We start from the raw sequence: 22054 nt of genomic DNA, 5'->3' as shown, positions 1-22054 counted from the left end.
AGGTCATGAAAACTACCGGTCCCGATGCAACCGAAAGCGTCTGCCCCGTTTGCCTCAAAAGAATCCCGGCCGAACGATTATTGGTGGCCGACGAGGTGTTCCAGGTCAAACGGTGCGCAGAACACGGCGCCTTCAAGACCCTCATCTGGCGCGGAGAGCCTTCGCTGGCAAAATGGCGCAGGCCTAAGGCACCTGTCCATCCCGAACTTTGCTATGGAACCCTCGACAAGGGGTGCCCTTTCGATTGCGGCCTCTGCAGCGACCATCGGCAGCTCCCTTGTTCCGTCCTGCTCGAAGTGACGGACCGCTGCAACCTGCAATGCGCGTTCTGCTTTGCCGATGCCGGCCCTAAGGGTACAGAGGATCCTTCCCTTGAGCGGATCTCCTGGTTGTTGGAACGGGCCATGGCGGCGGCGGGGGCGTGCAGCCTGCAGCTGTCGGGGGGCGAGCCGACCCTGCGGGACGACCTTCCGGAGATCGTGGAAGCAGCGCGGCGGATCGGCTTCTCCTTCATCCAGGTGAATACCAATGGCCTGCGCCTTGCCAGTGACAGAGCGTACGCGCAGCGGCTGCAGGCTGCGGGGCTTTCGTCGGTCTTCCTCCAGTTCGACGGTGTTGACGACGAAATTTACCGTACCTTGAGGGGAAGAGCGCTTTTGGAGCAGAAACTTTTGGCCGTCAGAAATGCCGGAGAGGCCGGCCTCGGGGTGGTCTTCGTCCCTACGCTGGTCAGAGGGGTCAACACCGATGCTGTCGGAGCCATAGTGCGGCAAGCCCTGCAGCTTGCCCCGGTCGTGCGGGGCATCCATTTCCAGCCGGTCAGCTATTTCGGCCGCTTCCCCGAGGAAGAGTGTGGCGCGGACCGGTTCACCCTTCCCGAACTGATGAGGTGCCTTGAAGAACAGACCGGGAAACTGCTCAAGGTGGAGGATTTTTCTCCCCCCGGCGGGGAACATGCTCACTGCTCCATGCACGCCACGTACCTCTACTCGGCAAACGGCGGACTCCGCCCGTTGGGGGCTGTGGGCGGCGACTCCTGCTGTACGACGGATTGCGGCAGCGGGGGGATCCGGCAAACCGTCGATACGGTGTCGCGTCGCTGGAAACTGCCGCCTGGAGTTCAATTTCCCAACGCCACTTCGACTTCTGGATCGTGCTGCTGCGGCGGGAGCGCGCCTGAGACCACCCGGGTCGAGGGCCCGGTCGACTTGGACGTATTTCTCAAGGAGGTCTCCACCAGGAGCTTCACCATATCCGCCATGGCCTTTCAGGATGCCGAGAACCTTGATCTGGAGCGGCTTAAGGGATGCTGCATTTCGGTGATATCCCCCGACGGAAAGCTGGTCCCCTTCTGCGCCTACAACCTCACCAGCCGAGAGGGGAAAAGCCTCTACAGAAAGCAGCCAGGAGACGGATTATGAAAATGACCCCGCTTGAGGGATGGCTTCGGGGAAAGGTGAGTGGTCACCGTGACGGAACCCTGGATGAGCAGATCGCCCGGTACCAATTACGGAAACTGAGTGAGACCGTCGCCTACGTCAGGGAAAAGAGCCCCTTCTACCGCGACCTCTTCTCCGGCATCGACTCGGAGTCCACCTTTGACTTTAAAAGCTTCTCCCAGCTACCCTTCACGACCGCAAACGACCTTCGGGAGCAAGGGGGGGAGGATGTTGTGCACGTCGCAGGACGAGATCAAAAGGGTGGTAACGCTGCAGAGTTCGGGAACCACCGGCCAGCCCAAGAGGATTTACTTCACAGCCGAGGACCTGGAGGCCACCGTCGACTTCTTCGCGCACGGGATGGCGACCCTGGTGGCTCCGGGCGCCACGGTGCTCATCTTTCTCCCCGGGGAGTTGCGGGACAGCGTGGGCGATCTGTTGGCGCGGGCCCTGGTCAGGACAAAGGTGAACCCGGTGGTGTGGGGACCGGTGCGTGACCCGGCTGCGGCGCGAGCGGAAATAATGAAGCACCCTCGCCCCTGCCTGGTCGGAATCCCCACCCAGATGCTGGCCCTGGCACGCGGGGACCTCGCGGGGGCGATTCCGAGGGGGTGGGTGGAGAGCGTCCTTCTTTCCACCGATTACGTTCCGGAGGCAATAGAGCGGGAGCTGGAGCAGCTTTGGGGCTGCCGGGTGCTGACACATTACGGCATGACCGAGACCGGCCTGGGAGGAGGGGTCGAATGCCAGGCCGGGGAGGGGTACCACCTGCGCGAGGCGGATCTTTACACCGAAATCATCGACCCTGGCACCGGATTGACTGTGGCCGACGGGGAGGAAGGGGAGGTGGTATTCACGACCATTTCCCGTCGCGGCATGCCGCTGGTGCGTTACCGGACCGGTGATCTGGCACGTCTTATCAAAGAACCATGCCCCTGCGGCACCGTGCTGAAGCGCCTTGGACGGGTGCAGGGCAGGATCGCGGCGGAAGTCGCTCTCAAGGACGGGAGACGTCTTCGAATGAACGAGTTGGACGAGGCGCTCTTCGCGATCCCGGGTGTGCTGGACTACAGGGCAGAGATTGAGGTGCGGGTGGGGCGGGACCAGCTTCGTCTTTGCTTTCAAACCGTTAAAGGGGAGGAGGAGCAGGTAGCCCGAAAGGCGAGGTCGGCCCTGCTCAGCCAGGATGCCACGAGGGTGCTTTGGCGGGATAAGGTACTGGCCTTGGGGAGCATCACGTTTTGTCCGACTGGATGGCCGGGGACAGGCGTTGCCAAGCGTCAAATCCTGGACAGGCGGGGAATAGATCTATCCCAGAGAGCCTCAAGCTGTTCAGCGGTCATAACCGCGCTTCGTATCTGAATGAGGGCAAGAGGATGAATAAATGAAAGAGCCGACAATTAAGCTGCTGTGTCTTTTCTGTCTTCTGCTATTGCCGGTGCGGACATTGGCTGGCGAGGTCAAACTATCGGTCGCAGCCAGTCTCAAGGACGTGGTGAATGAATTGGCTGACGGTTTTGCCAAGAAGCATCCCGACGTAAGATTTCAGAAAAATTATGGTGCTTCGGGCGCTCTGGCAAAGCAGATAGAAAGCGGTGCGCCATCCGACATGTACATCTCAGCAAACCTTGAGTGGATGAGCTATTTGAAGAACAGGAAATTGGTGGATGCAGCAAGTATCGGCACCTTCACCTACAATACGCTGGTTTTTATAGGCTCTTCAGGCAAGAAGGTATCCGGCATGAATGATCTCTTCAAACTCCACAACATCGCTATCGGCAGCCCGAAGAGTGTTCCGGCAGGAGCATATGCCATGGAGGCTATCAAAAGAGCCGGCAAGGACAAAGAATGGGAGAACAAGCTGGTCATGGCCAGAGACGCGCGCGACTGTCTCACCTACGCCGAACGGGGAGAGGTAGATGGCGCATTTGTTTACCTGACCGATGCGCTGCAGGCAAAGAAGGCAACAGTTCTCTTCACCGTTCCTCAGGGACTCTATCCGCCGGTGATCTACCCCATGGCTCTGACTGTCACCGGAGCGAAGAACAGTGACGCTGCTTCATTTTATAGGTTCCTCCAAAGTGCGGAGGCCAAAGTCGTTTTGAGAAGATACGGCTTTGTGAAATAACGCTGGCTGCCAACCAGACTTGAACTTGCTTTTTATCCTGGAGATGCAAATGCTCGCGCTGACAAGCACAGATTACGATGCCATACGGCTCTCCATAAAGGTGGCTGCGGCGGCTATGGCCGTATCGCTTCCCTTTGGGGTTGCCTTTGCCTACCTGCTTACCTTTCGCGATTTCAAGGGGAAAGTGTTGCTTGAAGTGGTGGTTAACCTGCCGTTAACGCTGCCTCCTGTGGTAATAGGCTATTTACTTCTTCTGCTGCTGGGCAAGAACGGGTGGCTCGGTTCGCTACTGGATGCAGCCGGGATCCGGCTCATCTTCACCTGGAAGGCTGCGGTTATTGCATCTGCTTGTGTCGGGTTCCCTCTGTTGGTCAGGTCCATCAGGATCGGGATGGAGTCAATTGACATTCAACTGATTCAGGCGTCGCGAACTCTAGGCGCCACGTGGCATGACACCCTAGTTACCGTAATTCTGCCGCTTTCTTTGCACGGGATCATAGCCGGTTCGTCCCTCATGTTTGCCCGCAGTCTTGGAGAATTCGGCGCGACTATCATTGTGGCCGGCAATATTCCCGGCGTCACCCAGACCATCCCGCTGGCCATCTACGACTATGCCAGTTCCCCCACAAGCGAAGATCTTGCACTGTCGCTTTGTGCCGTGTCCATCGCCATTTCAGTGCTAGTTCTCTTCTCCCATGAAGTATTCGGCAAGAAGCTGGCAAGGAGGAGGTGAAATGGATATCAGGATTTCCGTAGAGAAACGGCTCGGAGACTTCTCTTTGCAGGCCGATGTGGCGATGGCAGGTGAGCGTATAGGCATTTTCGGTCCGTCGGGTAGCGGCAAGTCAACCTTGGTCGGATTTCTGGCCGGGTTGCAGCAGCCGGATCGGGGGGAAATCAGCGTCGATGGGGACTCCCTTTTCAGCAGCAGCAAAAGGATCAATGTTCCGCCGGAACAACGGAGGATCGCCATTGTATTTCAGCAACATTGTCTCTTCCCCCACCTGGATGTGAAGACTAATTTGCTGTATGGATACCGGCGCTGCAAACCGGAACATCGCAGCATAGATTTCGATGCACTGGTAGAGGTACTCAACCTGCGGGATCTACTGAGGCGCGGCATCAGCAACCTCTCCGGTGGCGAGAAACAGCGGGTAGCGCTTGGGCGGGCTCTGCTTTCCAATCCCCGGCTTCTGCTGATGGACGAGCCTTTGTCTGCGCTTGACGATACTCTCAGGTTTCAGATTATTCCCTATCTCAAGAGAGTCAGTGAGCAGTTGCGGATTCCTTATCTCTTCATCTCGCATTCTCTTGTGGAAACGCGGCTCATGGCGGATCAGGTTGTTGTCGTATCGGGCGGTGCGATCGTCGCACAGACGACGTCCGAGCAACTTGCCCGGTCCCGTATGGATCTTAGTCCGGTAGGCTACATCAATCTGCTGAAACTCACCCGCCGCCGTAGGGCAAATGACCTGTACGCTTACAGATGGGGCGCAGGCGAACTTCTTATCTCCGCAGGCAGTGAGCAGCATGAGGCACTCTTCGAACTTTCATCCAAGGACATCATCTTGTGCAAGAAGCACCCCGAGGTAATCAGCGCGCGGAATCTGCTGCAATGCACGGTGACCAGTACTTTTATCTCTGGGAACAAGGTAGGGGTGGAACTGGCGAGCGGCGAAGGTCGATTGGTTGCAGAGGTTGTGAACCAGGCAGCAGACGAACTGGATATTGGTGTCGGCAGCGAGCTTTATGCGGCAATCAAGGCTTCCGCTTTTCGCAGAAGGGGCTAGCAATGGCTTTGGTCTTTGACATTGATGAGCGATTTATATATATTGCCGTCTAATTTTTTGCCCTTGGTCATGTGTGCTTTAGTACAGGAGAGACAAGTGACACAACTCAGGATACGACCTGCGCAAGCGTCTGACTGCAGTACCCTGACTGATATATCGTTTCAGGCGAAAAGACATTGGAAATACCCTGATGAGTACATGGAGCTTTGGAAAGAGGAGCTAACCATAACGGCTGCTTACATCGCGAACAATACGGTATTTGTTGGAGAGCTTGAAGGCGAACCTGTAGGGTTTTATTCCCTTGCTGAAATGAAAGATGACCTGAAGGTCGGAACCATTTTGATAGAAAAAGGCGTGTGGTTGGATCACATGTTCATCTATCCGAAGCATATAGGTAAAAGGATAGGAACAGAATTCACGGCACATATGAAATCCTATCTCGCCGGCAAGAAGGTCGATGCAGTTCTTATTTTCGTGGACCCAAATGCCGAAGGCTTCTATGGGAAGGTCGGTGCGAAATTTAGACGGGATTCGGATTCGAGCATCCCGGGCCGTACCATACCGGTCTACGAACTGGCAATCACCTGAACCTTAAGCGGCAATATTCCGATAGGGGAGCAGAGAAAAAGAATGAAAAGAACGTCTGTGTGGGCCTTGCTCGTGACGATGTTTACTCTGAGCGGCTGTGGATTCGTGGGGAGCAAGGTAGCCAGATTCACCACTGACTTTGAAGTCCTTCCTTCCGACAATCGTATTCTCTATGAAAGAGGAGCCGAGGCTCTCGCCGAGGAAGCGGCCAGACAGTTGCCCCAGATGATGAAGGCGGTTGAGTCAAGGCAATTCGGCAGATTTAAAGAGCCCGTAAAAGTCTATGCCTTTGCCGGTACCAAGAGCTTTGCCAGATATGCCGGCGTTCCAGAAGTAGTAAAAGGGGCGGGTTTGGGGAGCGAGGTTTATCTTTCGGGCCAGCTGCTGGGCAAGATGAATGAGGTTCGCGGAATGCTTGGGCACGAGCTTTCCCATGTTCAGATGTCGCAGGCGCTCGGCACCATGACCTACAATCGCAGCCTGCCTCGCTGGTTTCGCGAGGGGCTCGCCATATACGTCGCAGATGGCGGCGGCGCCACTTCTGTCAACGAAGCTGAAGCGAAAGAGCAGTTTCTGAGAGGGATCCACTTCACGCCGGAGACGGAAGGGGCTCTGTTAAATCTCACCCTCCCAGGTTCGAAAGGGTTGGAACCTAGGATCTTTTACCGCCAAAGCGGCATGTTGGTCCAATACATGGCCGGCAGGTATCCGACGCAGTTTGAAACGCTAGTGAAAGGGTTGCAGGAAGGTAAACCGTTCGAAGCAGAGTTTGCTGCTGCCTTCAACGTCAAGGTGTATGAAATGCTACAAACATTTATTGGCACATTGCGAGCAGCATGACAATTTGCCGCAGGTAATGATTGAGACGCCCGCTGATGCCACGAAGAGCGGGACGCTGATCCCTAACCCGTAGACCACGCTGGTAAAGACATTCTTGTTCTCAAAATTCGCACCACCTTAACACTCCTCAAAAAGCCTTCGCCTAATACCAATCAACAATCCATCGCAGTGACGACGTAAACGGATCCTCCTTTCGATGGAGAAACCGGTTGCATCGGAAGGTACAGCCGCTAGGCTTCTCTCAGTGGTTTTCTCTTCACATCTTCTTAATACCTTCAACAGGCATTTTAACACCGTCTTTAGGCGCTCGGCGATATGGTGATACTCAGCAGCGAGTTATAAAAAGTCGCATAAGCGGAGAACATCATGAACGCATATGAATGGATACAGTCGGTGGTTCTTTTCGCGGTCCTATTGTTGGCAATAAAGCCGATGGGAAGCTTTATGGCCAAGATCTTCCAGGGGGACAGGACGTTTCTCTCGCGGTTGTTGGTCCCCTGTGAGAGTTTTATTTACCGCGTCTGCGGCATCGACAAGGACGAGGAAATGGGGTGGCAGCAGTACGCCTGGGCCCTGCTTCTGTTTAACCTCATCTGCGGCGTCGCCCTCTTTTTCATACTTCTGCTCCAGGGGGTCCTTCCTCTGAATCCACAGAAGTTCCCTGCCTTTTCCTGGCATTTGGCGCTCAACACGGCCGTCAGCTTCATGACCAACACCAACTGGCAAAATTACGGCGGCGAATCGACGGCAAGCTACTTCACCCAGACGTTCGGCTTTGCAGTGCACAACTTCCTATCGGCCGCCACCGGCATCGTCGTTGCGATCGCCACCATTCGCGGGTTTGTCCGGCGCAGGGTTTCCAAGATCGGCAACTTCTACGTCGACATCGCCAGGTGCACTCTGTACCTCCTGCTCCCCGTCTCCCTTGTCTTCGCGGTCTTCCTGGTTTCCCAGGGGGTGATCCAGAACTTCAGCGGCTATCGGACGGTGCCGCTGGTCCAGGCGACCAGCTACCTAAAGCCCAAACTGGATGCAACAGGTAACGCGCTGAAGGACCCCAAAGGGAACAGCATTACCGAAACCATCCAGGTTAAGGAGGTCACCATCCCCATGGGACCGGTCGCCTCCCAGGAGGCTATCAAGGAACTGGGCACCAACGGCGGCGGGTTCTTCAACGCCAATTCGGCGCATCCTTACGAGAATCCGACCCCGCTCGCCAATGTCGTCGAGGTCTTCCTGATGCTCCTCATCGGCGGCAGCCTCACCTACACCTTCGGGGTGATGGCAGGCAATACGCGACAGGGGTGGGCTATTCTGGCGGTGATGTTGGCCATCCTGGTGACGGCGGTCGGGACCCTCTACTGGGCCGAGACGAGCGGCAATCCCCTGGTCGCCAAACTCGGGGTGCACGGAGTCAATATGGAAGGTAAGGAGACTCGCTTCGGCGTCGCCGGGACTTCCCTGTTCACTTCCGCCGCAACCGGCACCTCCTGCGGAGCCGTCAACGCCATGCACGATTCCATGACCCCGATAGGCGGAATGATCCCCCTGTCGCTGATCCTCCTCTCGGAAGTGGTGGTCGGCGGGGTGGGAACCGGCCTATACACCATGATCGCCTTCGTGGTGATCTCGGTCTTCATTGCGGGGTTGATGATCGGCCGCACTCCGGAGCTGCTCGGGAAAAAGATCGAGGTGCGCGAGATGTGGATGTCGATCATCACCGTGCTTACTTCCGGAATACTGGTGCTGATCTTTTCGGGCCTTGCGCTTGTGGTCCCGTCCGCCGTCTCCTCTATGGCTAATCCGGGCGCGCACGGGCTCTCGGAGGTGCTCTACGCCTTCGCCTCCATGTCCAACAATAACGGCAGCGCCTTCGCGGGGCTAAACGGCAACACCATCTTCTACAACGTAACCGGCGCGATTGCCATGTTCCTCGGGCGCTTCGCCCCCATTGTCGCCTCGCTTGCCATGGCGGGGTCCCTGGCGCAGAAGAAGTTCATTCCCGCCAGCCTCGGAACTCTTCCCACGGACAAGATACCCTTCGCACTATGGCTGACGCTGGTGATACTCATCGTCGGTGCGCTCACCTTCTTCCCCGCCCTTTCGCTGGGGCCGATCGTCGAACACCTGATCATGCTGGGAGGTAAGTAACATGTCCAAACACGCACCGGAACCCATATCCATGTTCGATGCGCGGATCCTGAAGCCCGCGCTGCTGGAATCGATAAAGAAGCTCGACCCGAGAGGGCTGTGGCGTAATCCCGTCATGCTGTGCGTCGAGATCGCCAGCTGCATCACCCTGATCACCTTCGTCATGTCGCTCACCGGCGCCAACAGGGAGCCGGCCTGGTTCACAGGCCTAGTCTCCATTTGGCTCTGGCTCACCGTTATCTTTGCCACCTTCGCCGAGGCGCTGGCGGAAGGGCGCGGCAAGGCCCGCGCCGCAAGCCTCAGGAAGAGCCGTACCGAGGTGACTGCCAAACGCCTGAAAAACCCGGAATACGGCAGCTCTTACGAGACCGTCGCCGCGGAATCGCTCAGAAAGGACGATTACATACTGGTCGAGGCTCACGAGATGATCGCCGGTGACGGCGACGTCGTGGCAGGAGCCGCCCTGGTCAACGAAGCCGCGGTGACCGGCGAATCCGCTCCGGTGGTGCGGGAATCAGGCGGCGACCGGAGCGCGGTCACCGGCGGCACGGAAGTGATCGCCAACTCCATCATCGTGAGGATCACGGCCAATCCTGGCGAAACCTTCCTCGATCGGATGATCTCGCTGATCGAGGGGGCAAAGCGGAGAAAAACCCCGAACGAGATCGCCCTGGAGGTGCTCCTCATCGCGCTCACCCTGGTCTTCCTGCTGGTCTGCGCCAACATAAGCCCTCTCTCCGTCTACTCCGTAAAGGCGGCGGGACATGGGACTCCGGTATCGCTCACCGTGCTGGTGGCGCTGTTCGTCTGTCTGGCTCCGACCACCATCGCGGCGCTCCTTCCCGCCATCGGCATCGCGGGAATGGACCGGCTCTTCCAGAAAAACGTCATCGCCCTCTCCGGTCGCGCCATCGAGGCCGCAGGCGACGTCAACGTGCTCCTGCTGGACAAGACAGGCACCATCACGCTGGGCAATCGCGAGGCGGTGGAACTGGTCCCGGTTGGTGGGCACACCGAGAAGGAATTGGCTGAAGCCGCGCTGATCGCATCGCTGACCGACGAGACTCCGGAGGGGAGGAGCGTCGTGGCCCTGGCCAGGAAAAAGTACGGCATGAGCATGGAGTCGCTTCCTGCAGACGCGCAGAGCATCGCCTTCAGCGCCGAAACGCGCCTCTCCGGCGTCGATGTCGGCGGGAGGAAGTACCGCAAGGGCGCCTCGGACTCCGCAATTTCCTTCGTGAAGGACATGGGCGCAGCCATTATCCCCGCGAACCTCAAAGACGTGGTCGACAAGATTGCCCGAGCTGGCGCCACTCCGCTCGTGGTCTGCTGCGATGCGGAGATATTCGGGGTTATCAATCTGAAGGACATCATCAAAGGCGGCATCCAAGAGCGCTTTCAGCAACTGCGTAGCATGGGGATCAAAACAGTCATGATCACCGGCGACAACCCCCTTACCGCCGCGGCAATCGCGGCAGAGGCCCAGGTGGACGACTTCTTGGCCCAGGCCAAACCGGAAGACAAGCTGCGTCTCATCAAGGAGAACCAGGAGCAAGGGTTTATGGTGGCCATGACCGGCGACGGTACCAATGACGCTCCGGCGCTGGCCCAGGCGGACGTCGCGGTTGCGATGAACACCGGCACCCAGCCAGCGCGCGAGGCGGCAAACATCATCGACCTTGACTCCAACCCGACCAAGGTACTGGACATCGTGGAGGTGGGTAAACAGATCCTGATGACGCGGGGAAACCTGACCACCTTCAGCATCTCCAACGACGTTGCAAAGTATTTCGCCATCATCCCGGCCATGATGTTGTCGATCTACCCGCAATTGAACGTCTTGAATGTGATGCACCTTGCCAGCCCTTTCAGCGCGATACTCTCAGCGGTCATTTTCAACGCGCTGATCATACCTGTACTGGTGCCGCTGGCGCTTAAAGGAACGAAGTTCCGTCCCATGCCTGCCGAGAAGCTCTTGATCCACAACCTGCTCATATACGGTCTGGGTGGCATGATCGCTCCCTTCGTCGGCATCAAGGCAATAGACATGGTGGTAGCTCTATTTGCCTGAGCGGTTTTACCTCATGGGAAGGATGGGGGAGGGGGACGTTGCCCCACTGGTTGGCAAAGGAAATAAGTCCGGAGGACTTTATGAAAGATATTCGATCAGCACTAGTCATGTTCATCCTGTTCACCATCATCTGCGGCGGGATCTATCCTTCCGTGGTAACCGGCATTGCCAATGCGGTATTCCCTAAACAGGCACAGGGGAGCTTCGTCACTGGCAAGGACCATCGGGTGGTGGGTTCTTCATTGATAGGCCAGCCCTTCTCCGATGCGAAGTACTTCTGGCCCCGCCCCTCGGCCACGGTCGATTTCGGCTACAACTCCATGGCATCGGGGGGATCCAACTCCGGTCCGACCAACCCTGAGTACCTCAAAACCGTTGCCGAGAGGGTCAAAACGCTGCATGATGCAGGCGCCGCGGGATCCATCCCGACCGCTCTGGTCCAGGCCTCCGGCAGCGGCCTCGACCCCGACATCTCCCCTGAGGCGGCAAGGATTCAAGTGGCGCGTGTCGCAAAGGTACGCGGCATGACGGCTGAGCAGGTCGAAAGGATCCTGGCCGCCCACACCAGGGAGCGCCAACTTGGCTTTCTGGGCGAGCCGCGGGTGAACGTGCTTGAACTGAACCTGGCGCTGGATAACCGGGAGAATCGCTAGCGATGAGAGATGACGCTGCACGACCATCACCGGAAACGCTGCTCAAGGTGGCCAAGGCCGAGGAAGAGGCTCAGAGCGGGCGCGGCAAGCTGAAGATCTTCCTGGGGTACGCGCCGGGCGTGGGGAAGACGTACGCCATGCTCGAGGCCGCGCAGATGAGAAAGCGCGAAGGGCGCGACGTGGTGGCGGCTTACGTGGAATCCCACGGCAGAGCCGAGACGGATCTTCTGCTGGAAGGGCTCGAGGTGATTCCGAAGCTGCGGATCGAGTACCAGGGGGTGCAACTGTCCGAGATGGACATCGATACGGTGCTGGCCCGCAAGCCGCAGATAGCCTTGGTGGACGAACTGGCGCATACCAACGCAGTTGGATCGCGCCACGAGAAACGGTGGCAGGACGTCGAAGAGCTGATTTACGCCGGCATCGACGTGTACACCACCGTCAATGTGCAGCACTTCGACAGCCTGAACGACATCGTGGCCCAGATAACCGGCGTCGTCGTGCGCGAGACGGTCCCGGACAAACTGCTCGACCTGGCCCTGGAGATCAGGGTGGTGGACATCCCTCCGGAAGACCTCCTGGAGCGTCTGCGCGAGGGAAAGGTGTACATCCCGGAAAAGGCGATGCTGGCGACGGAGAAGTTTTTCAAGCCGGGGAACCTAATGGCTCTGCGGGAACTCTCCCTGCGGCGCGCCGCCTCCAGGGTGGACGACCAGATGCGCGCCTACATGGAAGCACGGTCGATTGCGGGGCCCTGGCCGGCGGCGGAAAAGCTCCTGGTCTGCGTGAGCGGCAGTCCCTACAGCGAGAAGCTGATCCGGACCACCAGGCGGCTCGCCGATGAAGTGAAGGCACGTTGGCACACCGTGTACATCGAGACTCCCGGGCTAAGCAAGCACGCCCGCGAGAACCGGGAACGGGTCTGGCGCGACCTGCGCCTGGCGGAGAGCCTTGGCGCAGAGGTGGCGACCCTGAGCTCGGCCTCGGTGGCTCAGGCGTTGGTGGAGTTCGCGGTACACAACAACGTCACCAAGATCGTCGTGGGCAAGCCGAAGAAGCCGCGCTGGCGCGAGTTCCTGCGCCAGCCCCTGGTGGACGAGATCATCAGGCTCTCCGGTCCCGTAGATGTCTACGTAGTGAGCATTGCCGCTACCGGTGAGACGCCAAAGGCGGCGCAGGTCCATCCCAAAAAGCCGGTGCAGTGGACAGGGTATCTGAAGGGGAGCGCCCTGGTTGTGGCAGTTACCCTTCTCTGCAAGGTCCTGCAGGGATTTCTGGCCCCCACCAACCTGATGATGATCTACCTGTTGGGGCTGGTATTGGCTGCAACCAAACTAGGGCGCCGTCCGGCTGTACTTACAGCGCTTCTGAGCGTCCTCGCCTTCGATTTCTTCTTCGTGCCGCCACGTCTGACCTTCGCCGTCGCCGACACGGAGTACCTCATAACCTTCATCGCTTTATTCACTGTCGGTTTCGTCATAAGCACGCTGGTCTCGCAAACTCGTGAACGGGCCGAGTCGATCAGGGAGCGCGAGGAGCAGACGGCAACTCTCTACTACCTGAGTCGCGACCTGACCGTGGCCTCTGACCTGCGCGGCATACTGGCTGCGACTCTAAAGAACATCGAGGACAGCGTCGGTGGGATGGTAGCGGTTTTGCTGCCGGAAGGAGAGCGGCTTGAATTACAGGCGGCGAGCGGGGGACTGACCCTGGACACCAAAGAGCATGCGGTGGCTGACTGGTCCTTCAGGAACAGCTCCCCTGCCGGCCGCGGGACAGAGACGCTGGGTTCCTCGGAGCTTTTGTATCTGCCGCTGCTCACCTCAGGGGATGTGCTGGGCGTACTTGGTGTGCGGCTCAAGAGCGAAACAGAGTACACCTCTCCACTGACCAGACGTCTTTTGCATGCCTTCGCTACACAGACTGCGTTTGCCATAGAAAGGGTCCTTCTGGTCAAACAGGCCGAGCAGGCCCAGATCCTTCGGGCACGTGAGAACCTGGAAAGGGCGCTGCTCAATTCCATCTCGCACGATCTGCGCACCCCCTTGGTCTCCATCTCAGGGGCCTTGGGCGCCTTGCGCGACCGTACCACCTATCTCGAAGAGGAGAGCCGGCGGGACCTTTTGGAGGCGGCTTGGGAAGAGGCGGGTCGGCTCAACCGGTTCGTGGGGAACCTCCTCGACATGACTAGGCTCGAGGCAGGCGCAATGAAGCCGAAGCGGGTCCCCTCCGACCTCCAGGATTTGATCGGTTGCGCTTTGGCCTCTCTAGAGCCGCAGCTTAGCAAGAGAAAGCTGACGGTCCGGGTCGATCCAGGTCTCCCTTTGGTGAGCATGGATATGGTGTTAATGACGCAGGTGCTGGTTAACCTTCTGGATAATGCCCTAAAATATGCTCCCTCCAACGAGTTGATAGAGTTGGAGTCGAGGGCGCTTGACGGAAAGGTGACGCTTAAGGTGGCCGACCGAGGCCCCGGGGTTCCACCGCAGGACCTGGAACGGATCTTCGACAAGTTTTACCGCGTTCCGGTGCCTGAGGGGGCCGGCGGCACGGGACTTGGGCTCTCCATTTGTAAGGGCATTGTGGAGGCGCACGGCGGGACGATTCATGCAGAGAATCGTGAAGGGGGCGGCCTGAAGATAACGGTACAGCTTCCCGTGGAAGGAGAAGGACATGGCTAGTGCAATAAGGACGGAATCCGTTGGAGCGGGTACTGAAAAACAAAGAGGGGAAAACCTTCCGCGCCTGCTCATGGTGGATGATGAGTTAGCGGTATTGCGCTTTCTGCGAGCGGCATTGAATACCGGAGAATTCAGGCTGTACGAGGCGCAGAATGGACACGCCGCTCTCGCGGCCGCAGCTGCGGTCAGGCCCGACATCATCCTGCAGGACCTGGGTCTTCCCGACATGGACGGGGTCGAGGTGATCAAGAGGATCCGGGAGTGGTCCCAGGTTCCCATCATCGTGCTTTCGGTCCGGGACAGCGACGACGATAAGGTGGGCGCCCTCGACGCCGGTGCGGACGACTACCTGATCAAGCCCTTCAGCGTCGCAGAGTTGCAGGCCCGCATCCGTGTTTCGCTCAGAAGGAGCTTGCAGCAAGCGCCCGAGCCGGTGTACCGCTGCAACGAGCTGGAGGTTGACCTGGCGCTGCGCCGGGTGCTGCTTTCAGGGAAGGAGGTTCAGGTAACACCCACCGAATACGAGCTCCTGCGCCTGCTGGTGACTCATGCTGGCAGAGTTCTAACGCACAGCCAGATCCTCAAACAGATATGGGGAGTTGCCTACGTAGAGCAGCAAAACGTCCTGCGGGTCAACATACGTAACCTGCGCCAGAAGATCGAGCCGGATCCATCCCGGCCGTTCTACATCACCACAGAGGTCGGGGTGGGGTATCGGCTTCGCAGTGAGTAAATGGCTTGAAGTTGTTGGCGGGGGAGAGGTCTGTTGATGAGCGAACCTGGCGGGTGCGTACTGCCGCGCAGCATCCGATAGCGCTTAGTGCGGCATCCCGGTCACGATGCCACGAAGAGCGGGACGCTGGTCCCCAATCCGTGGGCGACACTGGTAAAGGCATTCTTGTTCTCCAACTTCTCCGCGCCGAAACGCTCCTCGAACAGCCTGCGTATCATCGGAATGCGCGACGTGCCGCCGGTAAGAAAGACGGTGTCGATTTGGCTGTGCGGGACGCCGGATTCTCTCACTACCTCGTCTACGCAGCCCGCGATTTTAGCGAGATTCTCGCCATTCATCTCCTCGAAAGCCTGCCTGGTTACCGGTTCCTCTATGCAGAGATCGCGCTCGCTGAAGCGGACGTGACTCAGCTCTTGATCTGAGAGCTCGCATTTTGCCTTCTCTATGGACTGGAACAGGAAGAAGCCGTAGTTGTCGCCGATCAGGTGCTCAAGGTTCTCTATGGCTTGCTTGTCTGTCGCTGCATGCTTGATCAGCCTGATCTGTTCCCTGGTTTTCCTTGCTCTCAAAAGCGGAATTCTGTGCCACTGGCACAGGGTGTAGATGATGCTGAGTGGTATGTCGAACAGTTCGTCCTTTCCCATTCCTTTGTATCTGACACCCCGGCCGAAGTACTTGGCTATCCGCTCCCACATTATCTGAGAATCGAACTTGTCCCCGGCCGTATAGACGCCTCCCAGCGAAAGGACGTCGCTGCGGCGGTCGGAGCGGGCAAAGTCGCCGCCGCGCACCTTGATGACGGTGAAGTCGGAGGTGCCTCCGCCGAAGTCCCCGATGAAGACGAGCTTTTCCTCGCCCGCGGCCAGCGATTCCTCGTAAGCCAGTGCGGCCGCCACCGGCTCCCACTGGAAGTAGATCTGCTTGAAGCCTGCCTTGCGGCCCGCCTGCTCCAGGCGCTTTTGGGCCAGTGCGTCTTTCGCCGGGTCCTCGGAAAAGAGCACGGGCCGCCCCAGCACTACCGTGTCGACGCTGCAGCCGACGTACTCTTCGCCCCTTTTCTTGATCTTCCTCAGGATGATCGCTACCAGATCGTCGATGCCGTACTTCCTGCCAAAGACCTCGGTGCTTTCAAAGCTGCTGTTGGGAAGGAAGGTCTTTATCGACTGCATGAATCTGCCTGCCGCGCCTTCGTTGATGTAGGTGTTGATCGCCTCTTGTCCGGCGAAGATCTCCTGATCCTCGGTGAAGTACAGTACCGAGCGCATCAGTGCGCTGCCTGCGTTCAGTTCGTCCACGTTCACGACTTCGACTTTGTTATTGCGGTAGATGGAGAGGGCGGAATTGGTGGTGCCAAAATCGATACCAAAAACTATCTGCATGGGTGTGACTGCTCCTGATGGGTGGAAAGTAGCGGCTGCGCAGCAGAGACTCCCGAATTGCAGCTTGGGAACCAGAAAGCGGCCTCTCCTAATGTCCCGAAATCGCCTGCGCTACTTTCTGCTCGCCGGGATGCCCACTTGCAGGGTTCACCTTCTTCTGCAGGTTCGGCTGCTGGTAAGGGGGAAGGCGGTACAAACGCTGGTACATCTCCATGCCCGTCACCACTTTCTTCACGTACTCGCGCGTCTCCTTGAAGGGGATGCTCTCCACGAATTCGTCCTGGGGCAGATGCCCGTACCCTTTCTGCCACCGTTTCACGTTGCCGGACCCTGCGTTGTAGGCGGCGATAGCGAGGGTTAAGTTGCGGTCGTAGCTATCCAGCAGGTCTTTAAGGTGCCTGGTCCCGAGCCTTATGTTCAGCTCCGGGGTGGTCAGGCGCTTCGAATCCCCTTTCGACATCGCTTCGGCTGTGGCGGGCATGATCTGCATGAGACCTACGGCGCCGACGGGCGAGAGAGCCGCCGGGAAGTAGTTGCTCTCCTGGCGCATGACGGCGTAGACGAGGCTTTCCGGTATGGCGTTGGCGGCTGCGTGGCGCGCCACGTCCTCTTTGTACGCGAGCGGGTAGGCGACCCCCCAGATGGTGGCGTTGTCCTTGTCGCCGCGCTTTGGCTTCTCATTGGACATGGCGTGGAAGGCGCCGTTGAAGTTCTCCATCTCCAGGTAGAGCCGGGCGATCCCCGCAGCACTCCTGTTCTTCTTGCCGATCGAGAGTTCCCTGACCGCCTCATCGTAAAATCCGAGCGAGATCAGCGCCTTTTCCCGCTCGAAACCAGAAGGCATGGGGAGCGCCTCGGTGATGCTCTTTGGGGGGAGCGGAAGCTCTTCCCCCGCGTGGTTGTTGCTGATCAGGGCGTAGTACCCGAGCGGGAATTCCGCTGCCAGGGTCGATAACGCCTGCTGCGCACCTTTGGCGTCGCCGGTGGCGGCGAGGGTCTTGCCCAGCCAGTAGAGCGACTTGTCCCGCAGGTCTTCGCGCTCGGTGAGCTTTTTGAACTGCGCGGCGGCATCTTCGTAATTGCGGGACTGGTAGCTGGCCCAGGCGGACTCCCAGAGCACGTTGGAAGGTTTCTGCTGGACGGCTGTCAGGTATTGCTTGAAAAGCGGCAGCGCCTCGCTCCACTTGCGCTGGAACCTTTTCAGGTATGCCGCCTCCAGGAGCGCCTCCTGGCCGGCATTCCCGCTGTCCCGGTCCTGCGCCAGCTGCATGTACAGTTTGAAGGCTTGGTCCTGCTCCCCGGTCTTGTCCAGGGTCCGCGCCAGCCAGAGATCTGATTCGTGGCGGGCGCCGGAGATGTTGGAGAAGGTCGCCTGCGCCTGCTGGTAGTGCCTTGCCTTATAGAGCGCCTGTCCCTTCTTCAGCTTGAGCTTGGCGACGAAATCGGCGCTCTCCCCGGAAAGCGGTATCTCCGCGTAGGCCTCTGCCGCCTGCAGATAGCGTCCCAGTCCGTACAGCGTGCCGCAGCGCTTGAAGAGTTCGGCGCTGGTGTACGGATCGACCTTGGTCCCGGCGCCGGTTAACCTTTGCAGGTCGCGGGCGGACTTGTCGGAAAAGGAGGAGGCGGGGTAGTTGAGATAGATGCCGCGCAGGACTTTCGCCGCCGCAATCGGGTCGCCAAGCTTCTCCTTGCAAAGGGCGGAGCCGTAGAGCGCGGAGATGGAGTCGCTGCCGGACGGGTAGCGCTCGACGAAGGTGGCGTAACTTTGTTGAGCCTCGTTGTAATGGCCCGCCGCCGCGAGGGTGTCGGCGTACAGGATGAGCGCTGCGCGCACCAGGCGGCTTTCCGGGTAATGTTTGAGGAGCCGGTACAAGGGAGTCAGAGCCTGATCGTGCCGCTCCAACTTGGCCAAGGAGAGCCCCTGGTAGTAGAGCGCGTAATCGGCGAGGATCGGGTACCCCTCCGCCGCGGCGGGAAGCTGTGCTGCCGCCTCTTCCCACTGCTCCAGCCGGGCCGCCGCCATGCCGACCATGAAGCTGCGGACGCCTTTGTCGTTTACTTTCGACGCAGCTTCTTTGGCAGTACGGTAATCCTTGGCCTGCATGCGGGAGGCGGCGCTTGCCAGTGCTTCGTCGGCGGGCTTGAAGGTCAGTGCTGAGGCGGGAAGGGCGGTGCAGAAAAGTACGGCGGCTGCGGCAATGGCGGTGCGGTTAAACATTATTTCTCCCTTGGGTTCGGCAAAAAAGCTCGACCCGTATTCTTACCGGAGCGAAGCCGAAAAGGCAATGGCCAATTGTAAGGGGAAAGCCGGCGATGATCCGGCTGGTTCATCGGAGATGCTTATCCGACCGTGCCCGTTCCCGCTTCTTGACTTTCATCGGACGCTTCTGCATTATCCACAACTATGATTTTTTACATATGCTTTTTTCCCGAAGGGGGTTTTCATGCGCAAGGGTAAGGACGCGGTCATGAGGCTTTTGGCCAAGGGGGAACCGATCCCGTACCGGCAGATGCTGAAGGCTCTCAATATATCCCGACGCGACCGGGATCAGTTGGACCAGCAACTGGACTTCCTGGTCGAGTCCGGGGAGATCGTCAAGATGCCGGGGCGCATCTACGCGCTGGCCGGCTCCGGCGACAGCGTGCGCGGCAAGCTCTCGGTCCACCGCGACGGCTACGGCTTCGTCATGCCTGAAGAGGGAGGGGAGGATCTTTTCGTTCCCGCGCGCTATCTCACCGAGTACATGAACGGCGACATAGTGGAGGCCCAGGTGGTCTCGACGCGCCGCGACGGGAAGCGGGAGGGGAGGGTGACCGCCCTGGTGCAGCGGGGCGTCACAGAGATCGTCGGGCGCTTCGAGGCGATCGGCAAGGGGGGGAGGGTGATCCCCGACGACCCGAAACTGGGGCGGGACCTCTTCGTCACCCCGGGTGCCGCCGGCGGCGCGGCCAAGGCCAGGGACGGGCAGATCGTGCTGGCGCAGATCACCGCCTACCCCGCGGGCGCGCGTCCGCTGGAGGGAAGGATAACGGAGGTGCTGGGCGAGGCCAACGACCCCGAGGTCGAGGCGCTTACCGTGATCAAGAAGTACGAGCTCCCCCACGTCTTCGACGAGAAGGTGTTGGAGGAGGCGCAGAAGCAGCCCCAGCAGGTGACCGAAGAGGCCGTGGCCGGCCGCACCGACCTGCGCGAAAGGCTCACCGTCACCATCGACGGCGAGACGGCGCGCGACTTCGACGACGCGGTTTCGGTCGCCCGGGAAGGTGACAAGATCCGGCTCTGGGTCTCCATAGCGGACGTCTCCCACTACGTCGTCGAGGGCTCAAGGCTCGACACCGAGGCGTACCTGAGGGGGACCTCGGTCTATTTCCCCGACCGCTGCATCCCCATGCTTCCGGAAGAGCTATCCAACGGGATCTGCTCGCTGAATCCGCAGGTGGACCGCCTCACCATGACCGCGGAGATGCTCTTCGACGCCGCCGGCGAGCGGGTCGACGCCCGCTTCTACACGAGCGTCATCAAGAGCGCCGCGCGCCTTACCTACACGACGGTGAAGCGGATACTGGTGGACCGAGATCTGGAGGCGGTCGAGCAGAACGCCCATCTTGTTGAAGATCTCAAGGTCATGGAGGATCTTTCGCTGCGCCTGAACGCGGTGCGCCGCACCAGGGGGAGCATCGACTTCGACCTCCCCGAGCCCCAGATCATCCTCGACCTGCAGGGGGAGACGACCGCCATCGTAAGGGCCGAGAGAAACCTCGCCCACCGCATCATCGAGGAGTTCATGCTCGCTGCAAACGAAGCGGTGGCTGGGTTCCTGGAGAACACGCCGGTCCCGTCCCTGTACCGGGTGCACGAGAACCCGGACCCGCTGAAGTTGAAGGATCTCGCCGAGTTCGTCTTCGGCTTCGGCTATATCCTGAAGCTGCAGGACGAAAAGGTGAACCCGCTGGAGCTGCAGAGGCTCCTGGCCGAGGTGGAGGGAAAACCGGAGGAGCGCCTGATCAACGAGGTGCTTTTACGCTGCATGAAGCAGGCGCGCTACAGCGCCGAGAACCTCGGGCACTACGGCCTTGCGGCGGGAAGTTACACCCACTTCACCTCGCCCATCCGCCGCTACCCCGACCTCGTGGTGCACCGCATCCTGAAGAGGGTGCTGTCGCAGAAGATGAAGCAGGTGGACAAGGACCGGCTTGAGGCGAGGCTCCCCGAGACCGCGGCGCATACCTCCAAGAGGGAGCGGGTCGCCATGGAGGCGGAGCGGGAGATGGTGGACCTCAAAAAGATGCAGTTCATGCGGGACAAGATCGGCGAGGAGTACGACGGCTACATCACCGGCGTCGCCCCCTTTGGGCTCTTCGTCGAGCTGGTGGACCTTTTCGTGGAGGGGATGGTCCCGGTTGCCACGCTCCCCATGGACTACTACGTGCACCTGGAGAAGAGCCACGCCCTCGTGGGGGAGAGGACCCGCGCCATGTACCGCATCGCGGACAAGATCAGGGTCAAGGTGTCCGCCGTCAACGAGGCGCGCAAGCAGGTGGAGTTCTCGCTGGTGGGGACCCTGGAAAAACGCCCCATCGAGCCGATCCAGGATGTCAGGAACAGCTATGACCGGATACCGGTCAAGGGTAAGCGCCCCAAGCCCCGGCGGCGCTGAAAGCTGTTGCGCTCGCTTTAGCCGCTGTGCTATAAAATTTGTTTGGGCTCGGCGCGGCTTTAATTAGGAGATATAGGGTATATGGTTCAAGAAAAAGTTCTGCCCTTCATGGAACATCTGGTCGAACTTAGGAAGCGGCTCATCGTCTGCGTGGTCGCCATCGTGATCGGCATGGGGGTCGCCTGGAACTTCTCCACCGACCTCCTGAAGTTCGTCGAACAGCCGCTGACCGGAAAGACTTACCTCACCGACATAAAGAACAGCGTCTATGAAAAGGTGAAGGAGCGCTACCCGCAGGCGTACCAGCAGTTCAAGCTGGGCGAGCAGCACGACGTGGCGCAGAAGCCGCGCATGCTGAACTACAGCGCGCCTTTGGAGCCTTTCTTCGTTCAGTGCAAGATCTCGATGCTGGCCGGGATGGTCATCGTGCTTCCCGTTCTCTTCCATCAGCTCTGGCTCTTCGTGGCGCCCGGCTTGACCCGCAAGGAAAGGCGGATGGTGGTCCCCTTCGTCACCACGGCGTCGCTTGCCTTCTGCGTCGGGGCGATGTTCTTTCTGGTCATCATCTGGCCGGTCATCATCAACTTCTCGCTTTCCTACGAGGCGACCGGGCTGCAGAGCTGGTACAACATCTCGGCCTACATAAATTTCTGCCTGCGCCTCATCCTGATGTTCGGGCTGATCTTCGAACTCCCTATCCTTGCGCTGCTTCTGGCGCGCTTCGGCATCATCAACTACAAGATGCTGGCCACGCGCAGGAAGTACGCCCTTTTGGCGAGCGCCATCGTCGCCGCCTTTCATGCCGACCTCATCACCATGTTCGTGATCATGCTGCCTCTGTACTTCATGTACGAGGTCAGCGTCTGGGTGGCCCTTCTCTTCGGGAAGAAGAAGGCGCCGCAGGTGGAGGCGGAACCGGCTGAGGCTTAAGGAAACGCACCGC

Annotated in this window: 16 protein-coding genes; 14 read left to right on the top strand and 2 right to left on the bottom strand. The window is 59.2% G+C overall.

Annotated elements, in window-relative coordinates; genetic code table 11:
• Nucleotides 1–5: 5 nt before the first annotated feature.
• The 12 genes from trsS to GBEM_RS13000 all read left to right on the top strand — a co-directional run bounded on the left by trsS (nt 6) and on the right by GBEM_RS13000 (nt 15074).
• Nucleotides 6–1421, top strand: coding sequence for a radical SAM (seleno)protein TrsS (trsS, locus tag GBEM_RS13055; protein ID WP_012531044.1), 1416 nt, complete (start codon nt 6–8; stop codon nt 1419–1421).
• 246 nt (nt 1422–1667) lie between these two features.
• The gene (locus GBEM_RS13050; RefSeq protein WP_226373860.1) at nt 1668–2801 is read left to right on the top strand and encodes a DVU_1553 family AMP-dependent CoA ligase; all 1134 of its coding nucleotides are present in this window, start codon (nt 1668–1670) and stop codon (nt 2799–2801) included.
• Between the two features lie 22 nt (nt 2802–2823).
• A complete protein-coding gene (gene modA, locus GBEM_RS13045; RefSeq protein ID WP_012531042.1) occupies nt 2824–3567 on the top strand; it encodes a molybdate ABC transporter substrate-binding protein in 744 nt (247 codons plus the stop codon).
• Nucleotides 3568–3616: 49 nt separating this feature from the next.
• Nucleotides 3617–4300, top strand: a complete 684-nt coding sequence (gene modB, locus GBEM_RS13040; RefSeq protein ID WP_012531041.1) for a molybdate ABC transporter permease subunit — start codon at nt 3617–3619, stop codon at nt 4298–4300.
• A 1-nt stretch (nt 4301) separates the two neighbouring features.
• On the top strand, nt 4302–5357 hold the full coding sequence (modC, locus tag GBEM_RS13035) for a molybdenum ABC transporter ATP-binding protein (protein WP_012531040.1): 1056 nt from the start codon (nt 4302–4304) through the stop codon (nt 5355–5357).
• A gap of 96 nt (nt 5358–5453) precedes the next feature.
• Nucleotides 5454–5945, top strand: a complete 492-nt coding sequence (locus GBEM_RS13030) for a GNAT family N-acetyltransferase (protein ID WP_012531039.1) — start codon at nt 5454–5456, stop codon at nt 5943–5945.
• Nucleotides 5946–5987: 42 nt separating this feature from the next.
• Nucleotides 5988–6785 carry a M48 family metalloprotease gene (locus GBEM_RS13025; protein WP_012531038.1) on the top strand — a complete coding sequence of 266 codons (798 nt, stop codon included), beginning with the start codon at nt 5988–5990 and terminating at the stop codon, nt 6783–6785.
• A 366-nt stretch (nt 6786–7151) separates the two neighbouring features.
• Nucleotides 7152–8936, top strand: coding sequence for a potassium-transporting ATPase subunit KdpA (gene kdpA, locus GBEM_RS13020; RefSeq protein WP_012531037.1), 1785 nt, complete (start codon nt 7152–7154; stop codon nt 8934–8936).
• A 1-nt stretch (nt 8937) separates the two neighbouring features.
• On the top strand, nt 8938–11007 hold the full coding sequence (gene kdpB, locus GBEM_RS13015; RefSeq protein WP_012531036.1) for a potassium-transporting ATPase subunit KdpB: 2070 nt from the start codon (nt 8938–8940) through the stop codon (nt 11005–11007).
• 80 nt (nt 11008–11087) lie between these two features.
• Entirely contained in the window at nt 11088–11660 is a 573-nt protein-coding gene (gene kdpC / locus GBEM_RS13010; RefSeq protein ID WP_012531035.1) for a potassium-transporting ATPase subunit KdpC, read from the top strand.
• Nucleotides 11661–11662: 2 nt separating this feature from the next.
• Nucleotides 11663–14341: a sensor histidine kinase gene (locus GBEM_RS13005; RefSeq protein ID WP_012531034.1), complete on the top strand. Its 2679-nt coding sequence runs from the start codon at nt 11663–11665 to the stop codon at nt 14339–14341.
• Nucleotides 14334–15074, top strand: coding sequence for a response regulator (locus GBEM_RS13000; protein ID WP_012531033.1), 741 nt, complete (start codon nt 14334–14336; stop codon nt 15072–15074). Before GBEM_RS13005 ends, GBEM_RS13000 begins: the two co-directional genes overlap by 8 nt.
• 101 nt (nt 15075–15175) lie before the next feature.
• On the opposite strand, the gene GBEM_RS12995 is transcribed toward GBEM_RS13000, so the two are convergent.
• Together GBEM_RS12995 and GBEM_RS12990 are read right to left on the bottom strand one after the other, a co-directional pair.
• Entirely contained in the window at nt 15176–16453 is a 1278-nt protein-coding gene (locus tag GBEM_RS12995; protein ID WP_012531032.1) for an Hsp70 family protein, read from the bottom strand.
• An 88-nt stretch (nt 16454–16541) separates the two neighbouring features.
• Complete coding sequence (locus GBEM_RS12990) at nt 16542–18671, bottom strand: lytic transglycosylase domain-containing protein (RefSeq protein ID WP_012531031.1); 2130 nt, start codon at nt 18669–18671, stop codon at nt 16542–16544.
• Between the two features lie 226 nt (nt 18672–18897).
• On the opposite strand from GBEM_RS12990, the gene rnr reads away from it, so the two are divergent.
• Complete coding sequence (gene rnr / locus GBEM_RS12985) at nt 18898–21111, top strand: ribonuclease R (protein WP_012531030.1); 2214 nt, start codon at nt 18898–18900, stop codon at nt 21109–21111.
• 81 nt (nt 21112–21192) lie between these two features.
• Complete coding sequence (gene tatC, locus GBEM_RS12980) at nt 21193–22041, top strand: twin-arginine translocase subunit TatC (protein WP_012531029.1); 849 nt, start codon at nt 21193–21195, stop codon at nt 22039–22041.
• Nucleotides 22042–22054 lie beyond the last annotated feature (13 nt).

The sequence above is a fragment of the Citrifermentans bemidjiense Bem genome (genome assembly GCF_000020725.1).
Lineage (GTDB): Bacteria > Desulfobacterota > Desulfuromonadia > Geobacterales > Geobacteraceae > Geomonas > Geomonas bemidjiensis.
The sequence above is the reverse complement of the archived record's forward strand: the minus strand, read 5'-3'. Positions and strand labels throughout refer to the sequence as shown.

Excerpts from the sequence above, each read along its gene's own strand:
- trsS (WP_012531044.1), top strand. The coding sequence starts at position 6 with ATGAAAACTACCGGTCCCGATGCAACCGAAAGCGTCTGCCCCGTTTGC.
- GBEM_RS13050 (WP_226373860.1), top strand. The coding sequence starts at position 1,668 with ATGTTGTGCACGTCGCAGGACGAGATCAAAAGGGTGGTAACGCTGCAG.
- modA (WP_012531042.1), top strand. The coding sequence starts at position 2,824 with ATGAAAGAGCCGACAATTAAGCTGCTGTGTCTTTTCTGTCTTCTGCTA.
- modB (WP_012531041.1), top strand. The coding sequence starts at position 3,617 with ATGCTCGCGCTGACAAGCACAGATTACGATGCCATACGGCTCTCCATA.
- modC (WP_012531040.1), top strand. The coding sequence starts at position 4,302 with ATGGATATCAGGATTTCCGTAGAGAAACGGCTCGGAGACTTCTCTTTG.
- GBEM_RS13025 (WP_012531038.1), top strand. The coding sequence starts at position 5,988 with ATGAAAAGAACGTCTGTGTGGGCCTTGCTCGTGACGATGTTTACTCTG.
- kdpA (WP_012531037.1), top strand. The coding sequence starts at position 7,152 with ATGAACGCATATGAATGGATACAGTCGGTGGTTCTTTTCGCGGTCCTA.
- kdpB (WP_012531036.1), top strand. The coding sequence starts at position 8,938 with ATGTCCAAACACGCACCGGAACCCATATCCATGTTCGATGCGCGGATC.
- kdpC (WP_012531035.1), top strand. The coding sequence starts at position 11,088 with ATGAAAGATATTCGATCAGCACTAGTCATGTTCATCCTGTTCACCATC.
- GBEM_RS13005 (WP_012531034.1), top strand. The coding sequence starts at position 11,663 with ATGAGAGATGACGCTGCACGACCATCACCGGAAACGCTGCTCAAGGTG.
- GBEM_RS13000 (WP_012531033.1), top strand. The coding sequence starts at position 14,334 with ATGGCTAGTGCAATAAGGACGGAATCCGTTGGAGCGGGTACTGAAAAA.
- GBEM_RS12995 (WP_012531032.1), bottom strand. The coding sequence starts at position 16,453 with ATGCAGATAGTTTTTGGTATCGATTTTGGCACCACCAATTCCGCCCTC.
- GBEM_RS12990 (WP_012531031.1), bottom strand. The coding sequence starts at position 18,671 with ATGTTTAACCGCACCGCCATTGCCGCAGCCGCCGTACTTTTCTGCACC.
- rnr (WP_012531030.1), top strand. The coding sequence starts at position 18,898 with ATGCGCAAGGGTAAGGACGCGGTCATGAGGCTTTTGGCCAAGGGGGAA.
- tatC (WP_012531029.1), top strand. The coding sequence starts at position 21,193 with ATGGTTCAAGAAAAAGTTCTGCCCTTCATGGAACATCTGGTCGAACTT.